Here is a 14158-nt window from a genome sequence, read left to right on the forward strand (position 1 = left end):
CGGGCCATGCCCTGAGTGCTGTGCTTCAGACGGGCGTGGCTACGTGCTGTGGGGCGGGTCGTTGAACTCCAGGCGGATGGCGGCTTCGAGCTGCCGGGTGACCTGGTCGGCGACCCGCTCGCCCAGGGCGGCGCTGGCCTTGTCGGCGGTGTAGACGATGCCGGACTCGGTCGCGGCCTCTGACGGCAGCGGGTAGACGTGGTAGTGCATCCGGCGCGGTGCGCGGCTTGTGCTGGGCGCCGCGGTGAGCTGATCGGGCCGGGTGGAGTCGGGGGCGATGTGCATGACCAGGCTGGACTCGACCATGGCGGCGTGGTGATCGTCCCGTCGGGCGATGCCGGTCTCGGCGGCGAGGTCGTCGCGGAACTGCTCGTCGACGACGTCCCACCAGGCGACGATCACGACTCGGGCGTCCGGGGCGCGCTCGGTGAACGAGCGGACGGCTTCACACAGGAAGCCGGTGTTGTCGATGGCCGAGTTCACGATGACGAACTTGCGGACGCCGTTGTCGGCCAGCGAGGACAGCACGTCCTGGATGAGGTTTATGAAGGTCGTGCCGCTGATGCTGATGACCCCGGGGAAGGTGCCGCCGAGGCGGTAGGGCTCGGTCGCGATCCCGTAGCCGATCGAGGGGGTGACGAAGCTGCCCAGGGTGCCGGCGAGCCGCGTCGCGAAGTAGTCGCTGATCATCGTGTCCGAGGCGAGCGGCAGGTGCGGGCCGTGCGGCTCTACGGCGCCGACCGGCACGAGGGCGTAGCCGTCCTGGGCACGGTGGTGGAAGTCGGGCCAGGTCATGTCTCCCAGCAGCATCGAAGTCCTCCGTGGTGTCGGCGGTGAAGGTCAGGCGTTCGTCCAGCCGAGGCTGGGTACGTCCCGGGTCCGCAAGGGGGCGGCGAGTTGCAGGTTGAGGAAGTCCTCTTTGTTGCAGCAGCCGCTGGCCGCTTCGCATGGTGCCCACGGCTCGGGCCGCAGCGGCAGCTCGAAGCCGGGGTCCAGGACGCTGCCGAGCGGTGCACGGTCCAGGGCCGCGTACCTGGAGCACCGGTAGACCTGGCCGTGGATGTCGATGAACAGGTAGTCGTGCCCGGCGCGGCAGGGTCGGCCCAGGGGCGAGGACAGGCCGGCCAGGGCGGCCTGGGTGAGCGCGGTGTCGCCGCCGCAGGCGTTCACCGCGGCCACCACGTCCGCGTCACGCATCGCGGGCACGGTGCGGGACGGGTTACCCGCGTGGTCGAAGGAATCCGAGGGGGCTGCGGGGTCGTAGCCGAGGTCTACGTTGAAGCGCAGACCAGCAGCGCGTGCAGCGTCGCGTACCCGCTGGATGCCGCTGGTGTCGTGGCTGTCGAAGAGCAGCGTGTTGACGACGACGAAGCAGCCGTATTCCTCCTGGGCGAATACGGCCGCTTCCAGGAACTTCTCCAGCGGGAGCTGTCCCTCGTGCCAGGTCAGCCACAGCGACAGCTTGCCGAGATTCGCTAGGGGCTCCAGCTTGGGCAGCCGCTGCCTGATGAGAGAGCCGTTCGACAGCAGTTCCACGTATCGCACGCCGGACTGTTGGGTGAGCCAAGCGGCCTTCTCCAGGAAGAACGTGGAGGCGAAGGGCTCCCCGAGGCTGCCCAGGCGCACTTCGACGGGGCGGGGCCGTGAGGCGATCCAATCCACGACGGTGGCGAAGGTGTCCCGGTCGATGGGGCTCTTCCAGTCGTACCGGTTGCTCTTGGCCCAGTCGCCGGTGGATACGCAGTACGGGCACTTCAGGTTGCACAGGCGCTGTCCGGCGACGTACCAGATCTTCACGGGGTGATCCGGCATGGTCCCTCCCCTACCCGAAGGTGGCGATCGGTCGGAAGTCCCGGTTGGGGAAGTCCGGAGCCTGGTTGTGGCAGCGTCGGCACAGGAAGTCGTCGGGAGCGTCGGCCACTCCGAACACGCGTCGGCGCAGACCCACTGCTGCGTCGCTGGTCATGAGCTCGTCGATGGAGCCGTCGCGGATGTTGCCGAAGACTTCGCGCTGGTAGTAGTCGTTGCAGCACAGGAAGAGGTCCCCGGTCACGCTGATGTTGGCGTGCTGGACGGGCCAGCCGCACCCCGTCAGCCGCCCCTCGACGTGGACATCCTGGGCGTACGGGCCGCCCACGTCGCCGGCCCGGTCGCAGGTCAGGCTCGGGAAGACCTCGACCCCGAGTGGCTGGTAGCGGCGGGTGACGCCGTCAAGGTTGCGGGCCAGGTCCTCGGCGACGCCGTTGACGACGATCTGGGTGCGCAGGCCCGCGTCGATTGCCGCGCGAAGGTTGCGCACCGTGTGCGGGTAGCTCCGTGAGCCGGTCAGCTGTGCGAACTCGTCCGGGTCGGCGCTGGGCATGTTGACGATCAGGTGCCGCAGGACGTCGTGTCGCTTCAGTGTGTCGATCTTGTCCTGGGTGAGCGCCGAGGCGTTGCTGTACAGGGCGAGCTGCATGCCGTGCTCGGCCAGCACGGTCACGCGGTCGTTGAAGTGCTTGTCCAGTGTCGGCTCGTTGAAGAACTGGAAGGTGACGTAGTCGATCGTGCCGACGGCGGTGAGCTTGGCGACGATCTCTTCGAACAGGTCCATCGGCATGGTCCGCCGCGGCTTCGGGTCGGTGGCCACGGGACAGTAGCGACACCCCCAGTTGCAGTGGGCGGTGACCTCGATCTCTCCGGACACCAGCCGGTAGGCCCGGCACAGATCCTCGGGTGCTTGGAGCCAGTTCCGGGCTGCGGCTGCGGTGACCCGGCTGGCGCCGTACTGCGTCACCAAAGGCTCAGCGGCCTGGGGCTCGGCCGCGCAAGCCCGGAGCATCGCCAGCATCTCGCGATCGCTCTCCCACACGAGCCTGCGGTCAAGGCCCACGATCCCGAAGGCCGCGTCTGCCGCAGGGGTATCCCCTTCCGGGAAGGCGGGCCCGAAGGTATCGGTCCAGTAGGTGATCGGCGGGTCGGCTCCCGGGTCGACGTGTGTCAGGTACGGAGACGTCTGGAGCATGTCCGGCAGCATGATCACTCCTCGCGGTAGGACCGGATCGGTTGAACTGCCTTGTTCCACGTCAGCTTTCGGGGCGAGCGTCCGGCACCGTAACGACCGTCGCCTTCGCCGGGTCAAGGGTGTGGGCCTGATTCCCGGCCACGAGGTACCCGGTGGCCACGTGGCGGCCAAGGATCGCCCCGGGCGCGGCCAGCCCGAGCGCGAGGAGTGCGAGCACCATGCGCGCCGGGTGCGACAAGTCGATCGGGGAGTCGTCGCGAGCGTGCCGGCCCTTCACTGCGGGCCCCCTCGCAGCCGTTCCTCGTCGCCGGGCTCGACGAGGGCCAGGCCGAGGAGCGCGCGGCAGGCGCGGGCGACTTCCTGCGCGTAGACGGCACGGGCGGCGGCGACGGCACCGGATGCGGGTCGGGCGTCGAGCTTCTTGCGCACCCCGTCCACGATCACGGTGACGAGTTCGCCCTGCCCGTGCGCAGACCAGTCCTTCGTCTCGACGGCCGGGAGCAGGCGCTCGGTGTGCCAGCACAAGGCGGCGATGAGGTTGTCCACGGTGTCAGCGAGCGGCAAGCGGTCCAGCGCCCGACGGATCACGGCCTGGACCGTCGCCTCGTCGAAGGCATGCTCGTGAACCGGGGCCGTCACCGCAGGCCCTCGGCGTGGACAAGGTCGAGGTAGGCATCGCAGGTCTCGCCGGACCAGGTCGCCGGGTCGCCGTGCGCCGCCACGAACGCCGCCCCCGGGGAGTCCTCCGGCGGGTCCACGAGCGGCTTCACGGAGGCGCGCAGGCGCTGCTGCAACGTCAGCCTGGGGGCGGGTCCGGGCATGGCGGTGCCAGGGAACACGGGCATGGGGGCTCCACGAGGGGTGAGAGTTCTTGGCGGCGTGGTGGGCCGCCGCTACTCATCGCCTCGGGACACGGCGGCCCACCACGCGCAGGGCAGGCCGGGCCCCGGCATCGAAGTCTTCAAGGACCCGGCCAGGTCATCCACCGTAGGACCGTTTCCAGCGGGGTCGCCATGCTTGCGGTATCGACGTTTGAGGCCGTATATCAGTTGACGCGCTGATACCTCAGGGAGGGCAACGATGCCTGCACCAAGGGAACTTGACCCATTGCGAGACCTCGCGTCACTCGCCGGGAAGATGCTTCGTAACCGCCGCAAGGCCAAGGGGCTGACGCAGGCCGGTCTCGGAGCGCTGATCCCGCTCTCGCAAGCCATGATCGCCGGAATCGAGCTGGGCAAGGAGGTCCCCAGCGCCGAAGCCGGCAAGCTCCTCGACGATGCCGTGGGCGGGGACGGGGAACTGGCCGCGATGTGGCACCACGTCCGCAAGGACCTCCACACGCAGGCCACGTATCCAGTGTGGTCCCACGCCTACCTCATTGCCGAAGCGGAAGCGACCCGCATCCAGCACTTCGCGAACATCGTTCCCGGCGTGACTCAGACCGAGGACTACGCACGCGCGATCATCACGTCCGCTGCACCACTGTTCGGCGGCGACATCGAAGACAAGGTCGAGGCGCGGATGGAGCGCAGGATCATCCTCGATCGCGATGACCCCGTGTGGTTCTGGAGCATCCTGGACGAGTCGGCGCTCTACCGGGTCGTGGGCAGCCACGATGTCATGTGCGCCCAGCTGACCCACCTGCTGGACCTCGCCACGCGCCCCCGCGTCACGTTCCGCGTCCTGCCCTACGACAGGGGCATGCCCGGCGGAGTGATCTCCATTGGAGCGCTCCTGTTGCTGTCCCGGCCGGGGAAAAACGAGGCAGTGTACTGGGAGAGCGGCCTCAACGGCGCTTTCTTGGAGGCGCCGAGGGAAGTGGAGGTATACAGGTCCTTCTACGACCATCTGGACCTGGACGTCTTGTCCCCGCAGGCGTCAACTGATCTGATCCGTAAGGCACGTGAGGAGCACCATGCACGCTGCGAGCATCACTGAACTGACCTGGCGCAAGTCCAGCCACAGCGGTAACGGAACCGAGTGCGTCGAAGTCTCTGACGACCTGCCTGGTGTCGTCCCGGTCCGGGATTCGAAGAGGAAGAACGGGCCGTCCATCACCTTCACCGGCACCGCTTGGACCTCGTTCGTTGAGGAGATCCACGCCAAGCGCTTCGTCTGATCGCGGAGCACAGAAGTGGCCACTCCCCAGACGAATTGGGGAGTGGCCACTGTGTTCGTGCGAACCGACAGTGTATGCAGCGATGAGCCGTCACGGGCAGAGTGCTGCGATCCTCACCACGTCTGCGTCCACCGGCTCCAGACGGAGGGGGCACCAACGCGGCCTGGCGCGACGTGGAAGCCCTCGCCGATGAACGGGTACGGCAAGTGCCGTCGCAGCCCCGTGGGGGACCGCTTGGCTGGCCCCCCTACGCTGGCCTGCCTCCGCCACCCCCGGGGCGGAGGCAGCTTTGGATACTCCCCCGGCGGGGGAGTATCCAAAGCTCCAACTTGCTCGGCCTCGGCCGGGCTGCGGGAGCAATGCTCTTGCGATAACTTGCTCGCCCTCGGGCGACCCGGCGAAGAGCGTCTTCGCCGATAACTTGCTCGGCCGCGTCCGTGCTTGGCGGAAGCTCTGCTTCCGACCCAATTTGTTGTGCTTCGGGTTGAGGCGGCGGCCAACTGATGCGGTTTACGGTCTGCGGTCCCTGGTCCAGCGGGCCATCCGGGTGCTGGCTGGAATTGGGGTCGCATCAACGTTTGTTTTGGGGACGGTCTCCATTGTCCGCGCGGGACCCGGTCCCCTGGATGGCGCGAACTTAAGGGAGTCGAACCCCTGAAACTGTCCGGAGGCGGGGACCGGTCCCGCCTCCGGGCGGACCGCATTCGGTCCGGTAGGGCGTTGACCTGCGAAGACTTTCGGTCAGCCGCTGGGGACGGGTCCGGCCGGTTCTGCCGATGGCCGACGCAGGGCTTGCATGACCTGGGTGAGCCGCTCTTGGCTGATGCGGTGACCAGCGGTCCGGATGGTCCGGCGGACGGTGTCACGGGTGGGTGTTTCGTCCGCCGTGAAGAGCGGCCGGGCGAGGTCGACCAGTTCGTCGAGGTCTGCCGTGGGCGGTCGGCCGATACGACGGGGACCGGCCGTCTCCTCAGCACTCCCCGGTTCGTCCAGGTCCACGTCGCCGGCGGCCAGGCGGCGAAGCGCCGGAACCGGTTGGGGGCCGTCGTCGGTCGGGTCGGGGGCGGTTGCGGTATAGCGCGCGACGAGGATGTGCAGGTGCACGGCGCCGGCCAGGGCGAGCGGGGCGAGGGTGGAGAGGACACCGACGGTGGCGTCGCCGAGGTGCAGGCCCTCCGGTGGGGCCTGCTGGTTGAGGCGTATGGCGTGCAGGGCGTTGGCCCAGATGCTGGCGGCGGTCGCGGTGCCGAAGAGCGTCCACACGTAGAGGCGGGCGCCGAAGGACGCGGTCCGCAGGACGAGCAGGGCGCGAACACCGTAGGCGATGAACCCGTCGATCACGAGAGGAAAGAGGTAGGTCAGGAATCCGCGGACGTGGATGGCGGCGGCCATCTGCTGGAGGGCGTCGTACGAGAGGGCGCATCCAGCGCCGCCGAGGGCCGTGATGGCGGCGCGGTCCCAGCCGGTCACCTGGCGGCTGGGGGAGGCGGGAGTGCTGAGGGCGAGCGTGGTCACGTGGTGGTGCTCCGGTCCCGGTTCGGGGCGTTCGTGGGGTGTTGGTGGAGGCGTTCACGGAGGGGCGTACACGCGAGCCCCCTTCTAAAGGGGGGCTCGCGCGTGAACGCTCGGCGCGTGTACGCCGTGTGCGGTCGCGTGATCGTCTGACCTGCGGTTTTGTCGCGAGCGTGAGCGGTGTGAACGGTTTTCGGGCCGTGATCCCGTGAGGGGCGCGTGTACGGTCCCGTGAACGGTCCGACCGCTCGCGCGGCGGGGTCAGCTGACGACGGCGATGTGGCGTGCGGAGGCGTGGTAGCGGGTCTGCTGCCCGCCACCGGTGCCGCCTGCGATGCCTTCGGTCTTGGTGGCCAGCCCTGCCTTGACCAGGCTGTCCAGGGTTCGGCGGGCTTTCTCGACGGCGGCTCGGTCGGGGTTGGTCGTGCCGGTCTGGGCGATGGCGAGATCGCGCACGCTGAGGCCGCCGGGGGCGGCCCGCAGGATGGTGACCGGGTCGAGGGCGGGGTCGACGGTCGTGGTGCCGTGTGCGTGGTCGTGGATCAGCTGCAGTGGGCCGATCTCGCCGGTCGGCGTCTTGAGGTGGTGCAGCGTGACGGCTGGGTCACCCGCTTCCCCGGAGATGAACAGGACGCTGCCCGCGCCGGAGGTGATCCAGGTGGAGCCGTAGACGCGGTCGAGTGCCGGCCGCTGGTCTCGCGACGCGTCGGCCGGGGATTTGCGCTGGTGGTGGAGCTCCATGACTTCGACGCCGTTGCGCAGGGCCCGCATGCGGGCGTTCTGGAAGGCGACGGCCAGGGCGTCGTCGACGAGAGTGCTCACCGCGTCTTTCAGGCTGTCGATCACGATGGTGTCGGCTTGGTGGGCAGCGGCCAGATCGCTGAGGAGGTCGGGCTCCTTGTCCAGGGTGGCGGGCAGCGGTCCCTGCCAGACCGCGAGCCGTTCCCGCAGGATCGCCTCGTCCTTCACGCCGATGCGGCGTGCCATGGCGCGGGCGATCTGCTGCGGGCGGTCCATGGCCAGGTACAGCACCCGCTTGCTGGGCGCGACCGGCATGTCGAGGACGGACTCCTGGAGGCCGATGCGGGCGAGGATGACCTGGTGGGCCAGGGTGGTCTTGCCGACGCCCGGAGCCCCGACGATCATCAGGCTCTCGCCGGACGCCCACGCGGTCTTCTCCCGAGTGCCCCACAGCGGTTCCTTGTCGGCGCCGGTCTCGGTGACGAACCGCCAGCCGTCAACCAGGTACCGGGAGAGGCGTCCGCAGCCGGAGGCGAGTGCCCGTTCCCGTTCGGCACCGATGTCCGTCTCGATGGCGGAGCGGATCTCGTCGGGGTCGGCACCCGGCTCCTGCGTGCGCTGGACGGTGCGGATGCCGTGTTCGCGCAGACGGCGCAGAGCCGCTGCCCTGCGCACGATGTCCGCGTAGTAGGCAGCGTGGCTGGCCGAGGGCGGGGCGCCGTAGAGCTGGTGGACGTAGACGATCCCGCCGACCCGGTTGATGTCGCCCTGGCGCGTGAGGAGGTCACTCACGGCGATCGGGTCGGTCGGCTTGTCCTCGCCACGCAGGGCGAGGAGCGCTCGCCAGATGGTCTCGTGGTGCGGGCGGTAGAAGTCGCCCGCGTCCAGCATGGCGCGGACCTCGTCGATCACGTCGGGTCCGTGCATGCAGGCGCCGAGGACGGCGCGCTCGGCCTCCGCGTCGTGCGGCGGCTGGACGGTCATGTCGGTCGGCGATGCGGGGCCTGCCGCCTGGTGGGATGGCATCTCCGGCGGCTGGGCCGTACCCTTTGGCAAGGAAACTCCTCACCCGGCAGGCCATATGGGGCGGCAACCCCGGCCAGGCCGGTCTGATCGTTCAGGGATGGGCGGTTGTGAGGTTTCTTCTTTCGGCCCCCGGTGTTCGTAGCACCGGGGGCTTCTGCGTGTCCGGCGCCGTTCAACGGCGGACGCCGACCACACTACCCCATCTGATGCGCTCCGGAATGAGTTGCATTTGGAATCGAAATGGAGTTAGCTGTTCACCCCGGGCCATGGTGGTCCGGATCAGGTGTGCCGCGAGGAGGTGTGAGCAGTGAGCAGTGACGAAGGTGCCGCCCGCGCCGGCCCCGACCGGCCCCTGCCGGAGAACAACGTGGCCGAACGCATCAAGCTCGAGCGCGAGATCCGCGGCTGGAGCACGCAGAAGCTGGCGGAGCGGATGGCCGAGGTCGGCCATCCGGTGAACCAGTCCGCGATCTGGCGCATCGAGAGCGGCAAGCCTCGCCGTAGGGTCAACCTCGACGAGGCCCTCGGCTTCTGCAAGGTCTTCGACATCCCGCTCGACGACCTGGCCAGCCCGCCGGGCCACGTCTCCAACACCGAGGTGCGCAGGCTCGTCGGCGAATACGTCGAGCGCTGGAAGGACTGGCGGGCCGCCCGCAAGCCCCTGGACCGCGCCAAGGCCGACATCGACGACTACATCAAGGCCCACCCCGACCAGGCGGACATGGTCAAGGGCCTGCTCACCTACGAACTCTCCGGCGCCGCCGGTAACGACTTCACGCGCTACGACTCCGTACCCGCCCGGCACCGGAGCCTGCTCGGCGACGCCGCTCCTGCCAAGCCCGACGCCGAATAACCGCTTCACCTGACGCTCCGGCGCTACGAACGCCGGACGGCAGGCAGCACATCAACAACGCCCATCCCTGAACGATCGATACGGCATGGCCTGGGGTTGCCGCCCCTTCACGGCCGGCCGGGACGAGGATCACCCTTGCCCAAGAACGCCCTGCCCGTTTCCCAGATCGCCCATCTCCTCGGCGTCCCGGAGGAGAACCTCCGCACGCTCATGGCGGAGCGGAACGGCTCCCACGGCGACCCCACGCTCGTCGGGCTCACCGTCGCCGAAGCCGCCCGGCGTATCGGCATCGGCCGCACCAAGATGTACGAGTACGTCACCTCCGGCGAGATCACGTCCGTGAAGATCGGCAGCCTTCGCCGAATACCCGCAGAGGCGGTGAACGAGTTCCTCGCACGGCGCCTGACCGCCGGCGACCTCGCGGCTGCGGCCTGAGGGGCGGCGACATGACAAGATCTCGCCAGCCGAATGGTGCCTCATCCATCTACCAGGCTAAGGACGGCCGTTGGCACGGCCGCGTCACGGTCGGCGTCAAAGACGACGGCACTCCCGACCGGCGCCACGTCTCCAGCAAGACGCGCGCCGAGGTGACCAAGAAGGTCCGTGAACTCGAGCGGCAGCGCGATGCCGGCACCGTCCGTAAGGCCGGTCAGTCCTGGACGGTCAAGACCTGGCTGACCCACTGGGTGGAGAACATCGCCGCCCTGCATGTCTCCGAGAACACCATCGACGGCTACCGCGTCGCGGTCTACCACCACCTCATCCCCGGTCTCGGCGCCCACCGGCTGGAGAAGCTGGAGCCGGAGCACCTGGAGCGCTTCTACAAGAAGATGCAGGACACCGGCAGCGCCGCCGGCACGGCCCACCAGGCTCACCGGACCGTACGCGCCGCCCTGAACGAGGCCGTACGCCGCCGCCACATCACCGTCAATCCGGCCACTATCGCCAAGGCGCCCCGCCTCGAAGAGGAAGAGGTCGAGCCCTACTCGGTCGAGGAGGTCCAGCGGCTCCTGCTGGAGGCCGAACGCCACCGCAACACCGCCCGCTGGGTCATCGCCCTGGCCCTCGGCCTCCGCCAGGGCGAGGTGCTCGGCCTCCAGTGGACCGACGTCGACTGGGAGGCCGGGGTGATCCGCGTCAGCCGCGGTCGGCTCCGCCCCCGGTACAAGCACGGCTGCGGCAACCGCTGCGGACGCAACCCCGGGTACTGCCCGCAGAAGATCAACATCCGGCGCGAGACCAAGAACACTAAGTCCCGCGCGGGCAAGCGGCCCATCGGCGTGCCGGAGGAGCTGATGAAGCTCCTCCGACGGCACAAGGAGGAACAGGACCGGGAACGCCGCCTGGCACGCGACCTGTGGGTGGAGAAGGGGTACGTCTTCACCTCACCGACGGGTGAGCCGCTGAACCCCAACACCGACTACCACAAGTGGAAGGACCTGCTGAAGGCGGCCGGAGTCCGCGAAGGCCGCCTCCACGACGCCCGCCACACGGCCGCCACGGTCTTGCTGATCCTCGGCGTCCCCGACGCGATCGTCGACGCCATCATGGGCTGGGAGCCCGGCAAGTCGGCACGCATGCGCCGCCGCTACCAGCACCTGACGGGCCGCGTCCTGCAGGACACCGCCGCCAAGGTCGGTGGCCTGCTGTGGGGCTCGGACAAGAGGTATGGCGACTCCAACGAGTGGTAGCACGCCGGAATGCCGCTCACCGCGGCCGAACCACACTGGAGCACGGGCCAGGTGAGCGCCAGGGAGCGCATTAGGCCCACACAGCGCGACGAGGCCCGGCAACTGCCACGGGTTGCCGGGCCTCCGTGCATTCGTCAGTCGACGAGGTAGTGGGCTTCGATGTAAGCGACGGTGGAGTCGTACGGTTCCCCGACCGGCTTCAACATGTATCGGCGGAAGACCGCGGCGGTTGCGCGCCGGGCGCCTCGGTTGCGGGCGTCCGCGTTGTCCCATGCCTGGGCGAGGGTGCGAGTGACCACCTGGTCGATTTCTTCGGCCAGGTTCCTTTCCGTGACCGTGAGGCCGGACGGTGCGTGGTCGTGGATGATCCGCGACAGGACACCCACATGGTCGTCGTCGAGCACGACTGCTTCGTCGGGGTGCTTCTCGGCGTTCACGATGGCGCGGGCGATCCGAAGTGCCTCGGACAGGAACTCTAGGGCGTCCTGGGCGTTCTGGATAATCCGGTCTCGCAGCTGCTTGATCCGCTCCGCGAGGGCCGTGTACTTTGCGGACCCCGGTTCGACGCCCTTGTCGAGGGCGGCCTTGATATGGGCCAGGATCTCCGCCGCGGACGGCGGCCTCTTGTCCTCGCCGCCGCCCTTGTCGCTCTTGGGGCGGACGAGGGCCAGCAGCTCCTTGAGTATGGCAATGCCCTGGGCGTCCAGGACGAGGGCTTCCTCCTGGGAGGCGACCACGGAGAATGAGTGAACGTGGGCGTTGATGATGTCCAGGACCATCGGCCCCAGCTCGGCCAGCCGTTCCTTCCTCTCCTCGTCGGACGACTTCTTGAACAGGGTCGTGTAGGCGGATCCGAACAGCGCGAAACCGTCACGGTACTTGGCGACCCGCTTGTCGGTGTTGATGAGCGGGTACAGGCGGGCCAGGAGCCGGTAGTCCCTGGAGAAAACCTCGGCGGCGCCGGGATTGGAGTCCAGGAAGACGTTGATGGCTCGCACGGACTCGTATCCGTGGACAGTGAGATCCAGGTCGTCCACGTCCGCGAACAGGTCTTCGATACGGGCGAAGATGGTGCGGAATTCGGCGACCAGCTCGGACAGGTCGGTGACGAACCCGCCCCCCTTGCCGGTCCCCCTTGTGGTCGGGTCGACAACGGCCCGCTGGACTTCCTCGGCCAGGCCGATGTAGTCGACCACCACGCCCGACGTCTTAACGAACCCGGTCGGAGACACCCAGGTGCGGTTCGGGCGGGTGATCGTCTGGAACAAGGTGTGGGCCTTCAGCGGCTTGTCCAGGTAGAGGACACCCTCGTTGGGGGCGTCGAAGCCCGTCATCAGCTTCGCGGTCACCACCAGGAAGCACAGCGGGTCGTCGGCGGCGAGGAACCGGCGCTTCTGCTCCTCCTCCTCGGTCTCCGAGAGCTGGTACGGCCGCATGGCGGGATCTTCATCCTTGGAGTCCGAGACGGAGATGTTCACCTCGGCGGTGATCCGGCCATGCTTCCCGACCTCGGCGAGCACCTGTGACGCCTCGAAGCCGGCCAGCAGCTCGTTGATCTTGTCCGTGTACGCCACGGCCAGCTCACGGTTGAACGCCACGACCTGGGCCTTGAGGCCGTTGCGGTAGGCGCCGGCCAGGTAGTGGTCCACGATGTCCTGACAGACCGCGTGGATGCGTTCGGGGTTGGCGAACACCGAGGTGAGGCGACCGAACTTGCGGGACAAGGTCTCACGGTCGGGGTCGTCGAGATCGAAGTCGTCGGCGAACTGGTCGAACTCGGCCTGCAACGCCTGGTCGTCTATCTCGAAGGAGACAGGGCGCGGGGCCAGCATGACCGGTACGGTCGCCTCGTCCAGCAGGGACCGGGACACTGAGTACCGGTGCATCACCCTGCCCGGGTCGGCCTCCTCGCCGAAGAGGGCGAAGGTGTCGGTGGCGAGGTTTCTGATGGGGGTGCCCGTCATGCCGAAGAACTTCGCGTGTGGCAAGGCTGCGCGCATCTGGCCGGCCAGGGATTTCGACTTGGCGGACTGGGTGCGGTGTGCCTCGTCGACCAGCACGATGATGTTGTTTCGGGTGGACAGGTGCTTGCCGGCGTCGGCGAATTTGTGGACGGTCGTGGAGATGACGCCCCGCACATCGTCAGCCAGTAGGGAGCGCAATTCCTTGCTGGTGGCCGGCTGGTGGAAGTAGGCGTCCCCCATCGCGGAGGTGAACACCCCGGAGGTCTGCCGGACGAGATGGGTCCGGTCCGAGAGCAGGATGATCGTGGGCGACTCGGTTCGGGTGTCGGCCAACAGCAGCGAGGCGGCGAACACCATCAGCAGTGTCTTCCCGGACCCCTGGTGGTGCCAGACAAGGCCCTTGGAGCCGCCCTCCAGGACCCGCTCGTGGATCAGGTGCGCGGCCTCCATTTGCGGGTAGCGGGGCAGATACTTCTTGTCCGCCCCGCCGCCAGCGGTGTCGAAAAGGGTGAAGTTGGCGAGCATGTCCAGGACGGTCGACGGGTTGAGAAGCAGCTGGGCGGAGCGCTGCACGTCTGCCTGCCCGGACAAGTTCTCGTCGTCGGCGGTAGACCGGAACGGTTGCCACAGATTCGTGGGCGAGCCGACGGCACCGAACCGCAGCTTTAATCCGTCGGAGGCAACGGCGAAGACATTGGGCGTGAAGAACCACGGGTACTCGGTGGCATACACGTTGTTGATCTCACGGGCGGCGTCGGCCCAGGCCGACTTCGCGGTCGGCGACTTCACCTCGACCACTACCAGGGGCAGGCCGTTGACCCAGTACACGAGGTCGAAGCGGCGAGAGGTCTTGCCGGGGACGGTTATGGTCACCTCGTCCGACACGACCAAGGTGTTGGCAGTCGGGCGTGCGAAGTCGATGACCTTCAGGGCGTGCCACACGCCGTCGGTGTCCCGGAACTCCTTATACCCGCGCAGCAGGCGCAGCACCTGCTCGTTGGCCCGTACGAGTCCGCCTTCAACGGCGTTGACCGTGGTGACGATCTCCTCGACCACCGCATCCACGTCGAATCCGTCGATTACACCGGGGTTTAACCGGACGATGGCGTCCCGCAGTTGTCCGGCGATTACCGTCTGCGTGGTCTCACGCTGTAGCGACCTGCCCGCTGTGAAGCCCCAGCCCATCGGGAGGGACCACTGGATCATCAGGTTCTGGAACTCGCGTTCCCGAATGCCCTTCGCCACGCC

The 14158-nt window shown here is 68.1% G+C and carries 14 protein-coding genes; 5 read left to right on the top strand and 9 right to left on the bottom strand.

The annotated features are described in order from the left end of the window. Positions 1-39: 39 nt before the first annotated feature. Genes CYQ11_RS16135 through CYQ11_RS16160 form a run of 6 tightly spaced genes read right to left on the bottom strand, consistent with a single transcriptional unit; the run spans position 40 to position 3849 of the window. A complete protein-coding gene (locus CYQ11_RS16135; RefSeq protein WP_099199845.1) occupies positions 40-810 on the bottom strand; it encodes a creatininase family protein in 771 nt (256 codons plus the stop codon). Between the two features lie 30 nt (positions 811-840). Next, entirely contained in the window at positions 841-1812 is a 972-nt protein-coding gene (locus tag CYQ11_RS16140; RefSeq protein WP_099199844.1) for a hypothetical protein, read from the bottom strand. A 10-nt stretch (positions 1813-1822) separates the two neighbouring features. Further along, entirely contained in the window at positions 1823-3016 is a 1194-nt protein-coding gene (locus CYQ11_RS16145) for a radical SAM/SPASM domain-containing protein (protein WP_099199843.1), read from the bottom strand. Between the two features lie 49 nt (positions 3017-3065). Then, a complete protein-coding gene (locus tag CYQ11_RS29550) occupies positions 3066-3224 on the bottom strand; it encodes a hypothetical protein (protein ID WP_181143674.1) in 159 nt (52 codons plus the stop codon). Positions 3225-3277: 53 nt separating this feature from the next. Next, on the bottom strand, positions 3278-3643 hold the full coding sequence (locus CYQ11_RS16155; protein WP_099199841.1) for a DUF6415 family natural product biosynthesis protein: 366 nt from the start codon (positions 3641-3643) through the stop codon (positions 3278-3280). Further along, a complete protein-coding gene (locus CYQ11_RS16160; RefSeq protein WP_099199840.1) occupies positions 3640-3849 on the bottom strand; it encodes a hypothetical protein in 210 nt (69 codons plus the stop codon). Before CYQ11_RS16160 ends, CYQ11_RS16155 begins: the two co-directional genes overlap by 4 nt. Positions 3850-4111: 262 nt before the next feature. Between CYQ11_RS16160 and CYQ11_RS16165 the strand changes: the two genes are divergently transcribed. Together CYQ11_RS16165 and CYQ11_RS16170 are read left to right on the top strand one after the other, a co-directional pair. Further along, positions 4112-4942 carry a helix-turn-helix domain-containing protein gene (locus tag CYQ11_RS16165; RefSeq protein ID WP_099199839.1) on the top strand — a complete coding sequence of 277 codons (831 nt, stop codon included), beginning with the start codon at positions 4112-4114 and terminating at the stop codon, positions 4940-4942. Continuing rightward, on the top strand, positions 4920-5123 hold the full coding sequence (locus tag CYQ11_RS16170) for a DUF397 domain-containing protein (RefSeq protein ID WP_099199838.1): 204 nt from the start codon (positions 4920-4922) through the stop codon (positions 5121-5123). The genes CYQ11_RS16165 and CYQ11_RS16170 overlap by 23 nt, the downstream gene beginning before the upstream one ends. Positions 5124-5864: 741 nt before the next feature. On the opposite strand, the gene CYQ11_RS29555 is transcribed toward CYQ11_RS16170, so the two are convergent. Together CYQ11_RS29555 and CYQ11_RS16180 are read right to left on the bottom strand one after the other, a co-directional pair. Next, positions 5865-6638: a DUF2637 domain-containing protein gene (locus tag CYQ11_RS29555; RefSeq protein WP_240003447.1), complete on the bottom strand. Its 774-nt coding sequence runs from the start codon at positions 6636-6638 to the stop codon at positions 5865-5867. Positions 6639-6896: 258 nt separating this feature from the next. Next, positions 6897-8432 (bottom strand): DnaB-like helicase N-terminal domain-containing protein, encoded by a 1536-nt coding sequence (locus CYQ11_RS16180; protein ID WP_420894511.1) that lies wholly within the window; start codon positions 8430-8432, stop codon positions 6897-6899. A 277-nt stretch (positions 8433-8709) separates the two neighbouring features. On the opposite strand from CYQ11_RS16180, the gene CYQ11_RS16185 reads away from it, so the two are divergent. The 3 genes from CYQ11_RS16185 to CYQ11_RS16195 all read left to right on the top strand — a co-directional run bounded on the left by CYQ11_RS16185 (position 8710) and on the right by CYQ11_RS16195 (position 10946). Beyond that, the gene (locus CYQ11_RS16185; protein ID WP_099199836.1) at positions 8710-9255 is read left to right on the top strand and encodes a helix-turn-helix transcriptional regulator; all 546 of its coding nucleotides are present in this window, start codon (positions 8710-8712) and stop codon (positions 9253-9255) included. A 135-nt stretch (positions 9256-9390) separates the two neighbouring features. Next, complete coding sequence (locus tag CYQ11_RS16190) at positions 9391-9690, top strand: helix-turn-helix domain-containing protein (protein ID WP_099199835.1); 300 nt, start codon at positions 9391-9393, stop codon at positions 9688-9690. An 11-nt stretch (positions 9691-9701) separates the two neighbouring features. After that, complete coding sequence (locus CYQ11_RS16195) at positions 9702-10946, top strand: tyrosine-type recombinase/integrase (protein ID WP_099199834.1); 1245 nt, start codon at positions 9702-9704, stop codon at positions 10944-10946. A 134-nt stretch (positions 10947-11080) separates the two neighbouring features. Here the strand turns inward: CYQ11_RS16195 and CYQ11_RS16200 are convergent, their stop codons facing one another. Continuing rightward, positions 11081-14155 (bottom strand): type I restriction endonuclease subunit R, encoded by a 3075-nt coding sequence (locus tag CYQ11_RS16200; protein WP_099199833.1) that lies wholly within the window; start codon positions 14153-14155, stop codon positions 11081-11083. Positions 14156-14158: the final 3 nt, after the last annotated feature.

It is taken from the genome of Streptomyces cinnamoneus (assembly GCF_002939475.1).
Classification (GTDB): domain Bacteria; phylum Actinomycetota; class Actinomycetes; order Streptomycetales; family Streptomycetaceae; genus Streptomyces; species Streptomyces cinnamoneus_A.